This window comes from Azospirillum sp. TSH20, assembly GCF_003115935.1.
GTDB lineage: Bacteria > Pseudomonadota > Alphaproteobacteria > Azospirillales > Azospirillaceae > Azospirillum.
In genome coordinates this window covers 1-9,344 of record NZ_LGQU01000128.1, presented here as the reverse complement: position 1 = coordinate 9,344, position 9,344 = coordinate 1, and the positions used below count along the sequence as shown (strand labels likewise).

At 50.5% G+C, this 9,344-nt stretch carries 9 protein-coding genes; 7 read left to right on the top strand and 2 right to left on the bottom strand.

Features of this window, described 5'->3' with window-relative positions; all coding sequences use genetic code 11:
• Positions 1-240, top strand: a 240-nt coding sequence (locus tag TSH20_RS35485) for a hypothetical protein (RefSeq protein ID WP_211100365.1), incomplete at its 5' end; no start/stop codon positions are given.
• Complete coding sequence (locus tag TSH20_RS29660) at positions 237-473, top strand: hypothetical protein (RefSeq protein WP_109155946.1); 237 nt, start codon at positions 237-239, stop codon at positions 471-473. The genes TSH20_RS35485 and TSH20_RS29660, both read left to right, overlap by 4 nt.
• A 33-nt stretch (positions 474-506) precedes the next feature.
• Here the strand turns inward: TSH20_RS29660 and TSH20_RS34770 are convergent, their stop codons facing one another.
• Both TSH20_RS34770 and TSH20_RS34765 read right to left on the bottom strand, forming a co-directional pair.
• Entirely contained in the window at positions 507-1,220 is a 714-nt protein-coding gene (locus TSH20_RS34770; protein WP_146205343.1) for a hypothetical protein, read from the bottom strand.
• A complete protein-coding gene (locus TSH20_RS34765) occupies positions 1,217-1,444 on the bottom strand; it encodes a hypothetical protein (RefSeq protein WP_146205344.1) in 228 nt (75 codons plus the stop codon). The genes TSH20_RS34770 and TSH20_RS34765 overlap by 4 nt, the downstream gene beginning before the upstream one ends.
• A 173-nt stretch (positions 1,445-1,617) precedes the next feature.
• Between TSH20_RS34765 and TSH20_RS29650 the strand changes: the two genes are divergently transcribed.
• The 5 genes from TSH20_RS29650 to TSH20_RS34760 all read left to right on the top strand — a co-directional run bounded on the left by TSH20_RS29650 (position 1,618) and on the right by TSH20_RS34760 (position 9,192).
• Entirely contained in the window at positions 1,618-3,537 is a 1,920-nt protein-coding gene (locus tag TSH20_RS29650) for an FG-GAP-like repeat-containing protein (RefSeq protein ID WP_109155948.1), read from the top strand.
• A gap of 217 nt (positions 3,538-3,754) precedes the next feature.
• Positions 3,755-4,888, top strand: coding sequence for an HNH endonuclease (locus TSH20_RS29645; protein WP_158282092.1), 1,134 nt, complete (start codon positions 3,755-3,757; stop codon positions 4,886-4,888).
• 157 nt (positions 4,889-5,045) lie between these two features.
• The gene (locus TSH20_RS29640) at positions 5,046-5,888 is read left to right on the top strand and encodes a DNA N-6-adenine-methyltransferase (RefSeq protein ID WP_109155950.1); all 843 of its coding nucleotides are present in this window, start codon (positions 5,046-5,048) and stop codon (positions 5,886-5,888) included.
• A 336-nt stretch (positions 5,889-6,224) separates the two neighbouring features.
• Entirely contained in the window at positions 6,225-8,123 is a 1,899-nt protein-coding gene (locus tag TSH20_RS29635) for a DUF3696 domain-containing protein (protein ID WP_109155951.1), read from the top strand.
• On the top strand, positions 8,050-9,192 hold the full coding sequence (locus TSH20_RS34760; protein WP_146205345.1) for a hypothetical protein: 1,143 nt from the start codon (positions 8,050-8,052) through the stop codon (positions 9,190-9,192). Before TSH20_RS29635 ends, TSH20_RS34760 begins: the two co-directional genes overlap by 74 nt.
• Positions 9,193-9,344: the final 152 nt, after the last annotated feature.

Here is a 9,344-nt window from a genome sequence, read left to right as displayed (position 1 = left end):
CTCACGAGTTCTCAGTCTGTCAACCGAAAGATCGCGTCCAACACCGCACAAACCCTCATCTCACAAGAGAAGAGAGATTTTATGGTGAATAGTGGTATCGGCGGATCAGGTGGCGGGACCAGCACTCATCATCAGTTGGGCCATCACGGGTACTGGTATGTTGGTCTTGCCACGAAAGCAGAGGAGATAAATACGGCTGACGCTGAATTTACGGCGTCTGACTATGAGGTGAAATTATGATCATTCAGCAGATTGACGGCCTATCTTGTTCGGGCCAGCTAACGAAAACATATCCGTATATCGCAACCATCAACATGGACCCATACCTTTGGACGCGGTTCCAGAAGCTTGCTGAGGGCCATCCTGAAGCGATTATCAGCAACGTGGATAAATCTCTGCCCGATCTCTGGACGGTGACGGTCGCATGCGCGAGCGAAACAGTGCGGGACATGCTCGAAGATGCTGGGTGGTAACAGGTTCATTCGTCTCAATATTCTTCTAATATATCACATGCGGTGCTGCGGATCGACCAAAATGACGTGTTGTAACCCGCAGCCCCAGTGTAGTTCGAAATCTGTAGCATCGGTATGGCTTTCGAAGACGAACGTCACTGATAGGAATTTGCAATTCACGTCATCGACATTACCTTCATAGTTCTTGACGTACTGGACAGGTACACTCTCTCTTGCGCACCAATCAAGCCTAAGGTCCACCACAGCCTTCTTGAGGAAGTCATCGACCGGAACGCTTGTAGGACAGAGACGACGGATGCTGTGATAGCTGAAACGAATGGTAACCCTGTTGGAGACAAGACCATCCAGCAAGGGGATCAGAGTTTCTGATTTGAACTCACGGATACACCAGTCCGCCACGAGCGTCTTGAGAACAATATCCTTCTCCGGGATATCCCACAGTTCTGTCATGCCAACGAAATTAGCTTCGATGCCTGCACGTCGAAATCTACGCTCAAGACGCATTGCACATGGGTCCAATACCATGCCCCTTGTGCTATTTGGATGCAGACGACTGAACGGTTCATCACCATGCGACAAATGATCATCCAGCGACAGAACATTGGTCGAAAGTGGAAGTCGCACCAGAAATACTTCGTCTGATACGACGATAATGCTGGGTCTGGACCTATCCTCCTGAACGTGCGAGGACTTAGTGCTGTTGATTAGGCGGTTAACTTCACCTGTTACGAGTGGAGCGGGGATCATCGTGTCCTCCGAACTCTCTTTGATACATCTTCCTGCGCTTGATCAAAAATCGTTAGAAGAACCTCTGCTGCCAAATCATTCTGACCGGCTTTTATTAGATTACCGTGTAATTCCACCAGCTTTCCGCCAATAGTCTCCAAACTTTCCATCGTGCCTTTGTTGAATTTTCCCCAGCGCCTATTAAAGTAATCACCAAAATATGTACTGCTTGTTTTGCTTTTCATTTGACCTTCTAACCTCCATCTTTGTTTCTGTTGCGTGATTCCTTATCTTCTGTGCTCACGACTTATTTAGATCGCACGCGAGGGAACGGGTTTAAACTCATTTGACAACAAAAAGTTGCCAATCTAAAGTGCTACCCCATAGGATTTAAATACTCAATTTGGGGGCTTTTTGAATGAATGTTTCCAAAGTCGCGACTCAGTTCCCCTTCGCCACGGTTCCTCTGGTGAACGGAGTTGCTGATTTTAACGGTGACGGTCTGACCGACATTGTGGTGGCTGGACCAAAGAACCCGCTCGTGAACGCGGCCTATCCGTTTCATGTCGTGACACTGATGCCTGATGGTACGGTTCGTGACACCACGAGCCAGATTTTCGCGTCCGTTCCGACAGCCGTGCAACCTCGTGAACTCGTGGTGGCGGATTTCAACGGTGACGGTCGTCTCGATTTCTTCTCGGCCAACCATGGTTACGACCTGAACCCGTATCCAGGTGAAACGAACACTCTCATGCTGAGCGGCACTGATGGCAAGCTGCATGACGTGTCATTCACCCTTCCACGCCTGAACGATTTCTCCCACTCTGCATCGGTGGGCGACATTGACGGGGACGGCGATCTGGATATCTTCGTCGGCGTCACCTACAATTCGACCCCCGGTGTCGGCGGCAAGCCGTATTTCCTGATGAATGACGGTCGTGGGAGTTTCACTGCGAATCAGTCACGGGTTCCCAACAGCCTGACCAACATCAACACGTCGGACCCGTCCGCGAACGCGAACCGTGTTCAGTCCAGCGTGATGGTGGACGTAAACCGCGACGGCTTCGCTGACCTTCTGGTGGGTGCGTCCACCGATGGCACCGTGGCTGCGGTTCGCACCTTCCTGAACGACGGTCATGGCAACTTCTCCGATGCGCGGCGGATCGACACCGTTGGCGGTATCTTCGGTGCCAACAACACGCTGGTGCAGGACATCAAGCCGATGGACCTGAACAACGACGGGATCATGGACCTGATCCTGACGGAAAACCCTCGTGGTTATGGTGACGGTCAGGCCATCCAACTCTTAATCGGCAACGGTGACGGCAGCTTCCGCGATGAAACTTCCGCTCGGATGCTCGGGGTGGACAATCGCGGCTACTGGGGAACGTTCCTCAACGTCGCCGACGTGGACTCAAATGGAACGCCAGATATCGTAGTATATGCAGGAACGCACAATGGTACCGTCAGCCAGAATATCTGGTTGAACAACGGCAATGGTGTGTTCAGCGCAGGTGCGATCCCCGACACTAACTTCCGTGTTGGTGACCTGGACGATCTCCTGCCTGTCGATTTTAACCGCGATGGCCGCATGGATTTTGTCAGCATTACAGGGAACAGTGTCAATGGTACAAACACTTTTCAGACTTATACCAACACTACACCGCTGAACCAGACCAATGTAATCCATGGCACGAACGAAGCGGAGACGCTGAGGGGCAACACCGGTAACAACATGATTGTCCCCTTTGCGGGGAATGATGTGATTGATGGTGGGGACGGGATTGACACCGTTTACCTGAATAGCCTGCAACGGGACACTACCATCTTCAGCGAGGATGACGGCACCTTCACCGCGTTTTCCTCAACGGGGATCAAGCGGCTGATCCGAGTGGAGAATGTCATGTTCGGGGCGGATACGACTTCCACACCTATCACCAGTCTGGCGAAAGACCCGGAACTGTATCTAGCGTCTAACCATGATCTGATTGGTGCGTTCGGCCACAACACCGCCGCTGCGGAACAGCATTACGTCCAGTACGGCCAGTATGAGGGGCGTTCGTTCTCGGCGTTCAACCCGGTGGAATATCTCGCCGGTTACTCTGATCTGATCCAGGTGTTCGGTGCCAACACGGAAGCGGCTACGGATCACTTCTTGGACGCTGGCTTCCGCGAGGGTCGGAGCATGGATGCCTTCGACAATGCGGCCTATCTTCGGGCCAACCCGGATGTGGCAGCATGGGCGAACGGCAACGAAGGACTGGCGGCGGTTCATTACGTGACCTCTGGGTTCAACGAACACCGCCTACTGTCGATTAGCACGCTTGGTCTAGTGTAGCCTGGCAAAAAAGCAGCACCGCGTTGAGCAAGAGACAGGAGGCGCTGGAAGGGAGTTTTGACGATTCCAGCGCCTCCTGTCATGAAGACTGTTGGTTCACCATGAAGGTACCCTAATCCCCCCGCACGCCACCCTTGCATTGGTTGAACTGCATCGATCAGCGGAACCTCAATAACTCTCGGATTGAGAAATGTCTTTATCAGAAATTACTGATCCGATGGCGATCAGGCAGGCAGTTAATGAATTCGACTTGATTGGACGCGAAGCTTTTCTAACCGGATACGGCTTTCGCAAAGCCCGAAGGTACTTCCTTGAAGTTGATGGAAAGCTATACGACTCCAAAGCTGTTATCGCCGCTGCGCACGGCTATCAGTATCCCAATCGGGGACCGCTCGTTTACGATGACTTTAGCGGTGGTGAAAAGACTGTACAACGGAAGCTGGAAGAACTTGGATTTCATGTGAAGGTGCTTGGGCCTGCTTCTGACGATGAGGTCAGTCCCTACACGTCTGAACGGCTAACCGTTGGGCACATCTACGCGAGAGAACACCTCGCGGCGACCTTCGGAATCACGGATGCGACACTGAACACAGGGGTCTTCCGACCTGCTGGTACTAACTCCATCTGGCTGTTCGTGACTAAGGACAAGACACAAGACAGAACCCAGTATCAAGACCGACTCGAAGAGAATCGGCTCTACTGGCAGGGACAGACGAGTGGTCGGACGGACGCCATGATAGTGGCGCACGAGAGTCGCGATCTCGAACTCCTGCTGTTCTACCGTGAGCGTAAGTACCAGCACCCCAAAGCGGCATTTCGGTTCGAAGGCCGCTTCCGTTACGTCAGCCATTCTGGCGCGAAGCCGTCGAACTTTGTGCTTGAGCGGATTGGAGGGCGCATTGAAGCGTCCGCACAAATTGCCTGGGAAACTGAGCCATTCGACCCGACCAGCGTTGAAGACGGACGGGCCAGGATCATGGGCATGGTGACACGTCGGCAGGGTCAGGAGGCGTTTAGGAAGACACTGCTGAAAGCTTATGGTTGGCGTTGCGCCGTCACTGGTTGCACCGTGGAGGCGGTTCTAGAAGCCGCACACATCCATCCATATCTTGGCCCAACTACCAACCACATTACAAACGGCCTGCTGGTCAGAGCGGACATCCATACCCTTTTCGACTTGGGGCTGTTAGCTGTTGACGCGCAGCATCGACTTTTGGTGTCCCCCGAGCTTGATGGCACGGCCTACGGAAAGCTGAACGGAAAGGCGCTCCGACAACCCAGGTCTGAGGCGGATCGGCCTAGTGCTGCCGCACTTCAATGGCATCGCCAGCAGCACGGATTCGAGGTGTAACTTCCGCGTTCGCTCTATGGGCCGTGATGGTTTGAGGATGGTTTCTGCTACATCAACACTCAAACCTCTTCGGTCAAGGTTTCATCAACATTTTTCGCGCATTTCTTGTCTCATGGACATCAGCAGTGCGATCCGAAATGCCCGTAGGGGTGTTGGTATGACCCAAGCCGAACTTGCCAGCCGTTCTGGTATCAGTGCCCGTGCCGTGTGGGAGGTGGAGAATGGCGGCGGGAGGTTGGTGAGCCTGTTCGCCATGATCCAGGCTCTCGATTTCAGAGTCGCTGGGCTGCCGAGAGGCCAAGACCTGGGCGGCCAAATACGCACTCTCCGCAAACGGCGTGGCTGGACCCAGGCGGACCTTGCTTTGCGGGCAGGCATCTCCAAACCCACTGTTATCGGCTTGGAGCGCAACCAGGGTCATGTCCGCAGCCTGTCCGCAGTGCTGGCCGTGCTCGCGCCGAAAGCACGGGAGCGGAAGCCCGAGCAATCGACTTGGCACAGTGGTGGACGGGATTCTCGCTGGACACCGCCAGAATTCATGGAGGGCATCTACGCGGCTATTGGAGAGATTGACCTTGATCCTTGCGGACATCCAGACAGTCCACTAAAAGCTAGACGTTATTACTATAAAGAAGATAACGGCTTATCATCGTCATGGTCAGACAGTGACGTTGTATTCATGAATCCGCCTTTCTCACAATGCTCGGTGTGGATAGATCGCGCGTATCGTGCATGGAGAACAGGAGAATGCAATACGGTAATTGCCTTACTTCCGGTCCGCACGCATACGAAGGCATTCCAAGAATCGGTAGCAGGAAAAGCCGATGTGATCTTTCTAAGGTATCGGGTAAATTTCATCAATTCAGGACAGTCTGACTGTGCGCCCTTCGGATGCATGCTGGTCATCTGGGGCGGCAATGCTGTTCTCACCCGGAAACTGATGGCCCATTATGAAGGTACTTTGTTGCCTCGTACTTCCCTACAAGAGGTGGCTGCATGATTGCAGCCATTCGGCGTCGCATTCCGACATGCAGTCGGCAGTGTAAGTGGATGATGGCACCATTACCTTGTTGATCGCTGTGCTAAGCGATCTCCTGTCTAAGGTAGGTGGTCGTGATCCCACCTAATTTGGCTCATGACTCCACAATGCTCGCGTTGGGAAGGGTTGGTCCCAGCAGCACCTCACGCCTCAACAGCGGCGAACAAGACATGATACATACGCCATTATGCCTGAGAACGGTTGCCATGATGCACGCCTTCAATGTTTTGACACAGGCTCTACTCCGTCGTAGGGTTGTAACCTGCAGGCAGCAGAAGACTATTATGTGAGGTTGTAATGCTCTCAAACTGGGCAATAGAGAACTTTAAATCAGTTGGTCGGAAGCTCTCACTTGATCTTGCACCAATCACATTATTCGTCGGTGCAAACTCAAGCGGGAAAAGTACCATAATTCAAAGCATGCTTTTGATTAAGCAGACTCTTCAATATGCCCCAACTGATCGACCAATTGCTTTGAATGGACCTCTACTTAAGCTCGGGAATTTTAATGACATCAAAAATGCAAAATCAAAGGAAAATAATTTTAGCCTAAGTTTTTCAATAAATCACTCTGATAATGATCGCACCCCTTTGTTCGGAGAAGGGAGTGCTCCCAGTGTTGTGGCGTATGTTGGACCTTATGGTCAACGTTTCACAAGGTTAACTTGCTCTCTTCAATTCGATCTGCAGGACGCCAACAACGCTGATGAGCTAACTCTACTGCAACCGTCTCTGCTTTCGTCCTCTATTGACGTACATGCTACGCAGGATTCTGTCGCCAACGGAAAGGTAAGCGTGTCCGTGCGGCGTGCGAAGAAAGCAGCTTACGAGAAGCCGAAGGATCAGTCATCAAGTCGACAGGAAGGGCGGTTCTCATCGCCATCTTCGTACGATGTCAGACATATCGATCCTGGAACTAAAGAAGATATTATTGAGTCTAGACCAGAAGGAGAAATTATCGGAGCGTCTCTCAGGCATTTCTTGCCTTTCAGCATTGCGGTCAAATTCGATGAAGCGAAGAGAAGAGCCCGAGAGGTTGCGGATATTCTTTGCGAACGTAGGCCACCCTATCGAGCAGGAAGTGATATTCTCGAGGTCATGCTTCCTAAAGACGTTTCTGATGAAATTGATAAATGGCTTTTGGAAAATTCGGCCACCGCTTTTGGTCCCAGATTACCATTCGATAATAGAGTCGTTGGGACTTCACCAAATACAGTGAAGGATACATTCGAGAAAATCCGTTTGGCAAGACGGCGTAGACCGACAAAGGCGGACACACCTGCAAGCGCCAGCCTTCAAGCGCTTCATCCTATCATTGAAGAGCAACTACTTAACCATTTTGAGCGCAAGACATCTGTTGAAATGTCGCGCTCTCCTATTCTCATTGATGCCGCTACATACATGAGGGATTATTTCTACGCGAGCGTTAGATATCTTGGTCCCCTTCGAGATGAACCGAAGCCTCTATACCCTCTTGAAGCTCTCGCCAATCCAACGGATGTTGGATATAGAGGCGAACACACCGCTGCTGTCCTTGACTTGCACAAAGATCGGCAAGTTACATATATTCCTTCTGCGATATTTGATAATGATAGCCTTGTCTTTAAGCCGGTATCAAGCACGCTCCATGACGCTGTAGTTGATTGGCTATCGTACATGGGTGTCGTGAACGAAATATCTACAGGAGATAAGGGGAAGTTTGGTCACGAACTACAGGTTCGCACTCCAGGCATAGCTAAGTATCATGACTTAACTAATGTGGGTGTAGGTGTTAGTCAGGTTCTTCCTATTGTGGTCATGGCGCTTCTTGCGCCACAAGGTTCACTGCTAATTTTTGAGCAACCTGAGCTTCATCTTCATCCGAAGGTGCAGACAAGGCTTGGTGACTTTTTCATTTCAATCGCGAAACATGGCAAGCAGTGCATACTGGAAACGCACAGTGAATATCTTATCTACCGCCTTCGGCGCCGTGTAGCCGAGTCTGAAACCGATGAATTAACAAAGCTTGGAAAATTGTACTTTGTTGAAAGAGATGAGGGAGAAACAAAAGTAAGGCCAGTCGAAATTACAAAATATGGCGCAATTGTAGACTGGCCAGAGGACTTTTTCGATCAGTCCCAAGATGAAGCAGAGCGTATTCTTATGGCTGCTGCTGCAAAACGCACACGTGAAAAGAATCAGCGGCAGGGCCATTGAAATGAAACCCATCTTAGCTATCGACCCTTCAGTGTGCGCTATTCCCGCTATCGCCCAGACGAGAGATGATGTCGAAGGTGCGATTAAGCAGATTGGAAAACTTAGTAAGGATATTCGCGAATGCGGATGGTGTACGATTGGAACGTTATCTGATGCTGCAACTATTTTAGCTTCTGCTGGATATTTCCCGATATCGACTGGCATTCGGAAGATGCTGGAAGATTATAACTTATCCTCTGTGTATTCTGCGGAAGAAATACGGAAATCTGTGAATAGCATACTGGAGCGCGCTGCACATTTGGAGGAAATAAGTGGCGTAGACTTCTTTATACCAACGGAAGTGGATATTCACCCATCCGCAGATGATGTAACTTTTCCCCCAGAGCTTAGGGAAGCACTAAGCTTGCTGCTTGGACACCTGGGCGTTGCCCATAGCGTAGGAGGCGTCCCTCGATCAATGCTTGGCGTTTCGACAATTTCATCAAGGTGGAACAAAAGCAAAATTGAATTTAAGGGAAAATTAGAAGATATAAGCCCTTGGCACCATGATAATTATGAAGGCAAAGCTCACATTGATCTTGAAGTATCAGTTTGCCAATCCGCCGATGAACTTCGATGTCAGCTTGATGCTGATGATATATGGAGAAGCGCCCAAAATGAAAATGCGATAAAGTTAGCTATAGAACTAGCTGCACAGAATATGGCACGCACATGTGGATTAAAAAGCTCATTCCTGACTCCCACAAGCTTTTCGATAGGGCCTCACTTTATAACATCGTTGAACAATTGGGAGGCGTCTGGTGATGGTCGATATAGTAGTTGTGTGTTCGAAACTTGTGTTCGAATTGCAATCGGTCAACCAAAGTACGTTGTGAACGAAATGCTTGCTAAAACTGGCTCTAAGGGAAAAGCGGAAGTGCACAAGTGCCGTAAAGCAGATGGCGCTGGCGCATATCGTACTCATGTATCCAAAGATCATGAGGCTGTTCGCTTGATGTACTGGAAAAGGAATGATGGCCATATAGAGTTCGCCAACGTTGGCGCGAAGCATGATCTCGAAATATTTTGATGCCTAATTGAGATTTAGCATTGATGCCTTGGAAGAAGCTGCCGTCGCCTCAGAAAATTGAAGATCACCATAAAATCTCTCTTCTCTTGTGAGATGAGGGTTTGTGCGGTGTTGGACGCGATCTTTCGGTTGACAGACTGAGAACTCGTGAG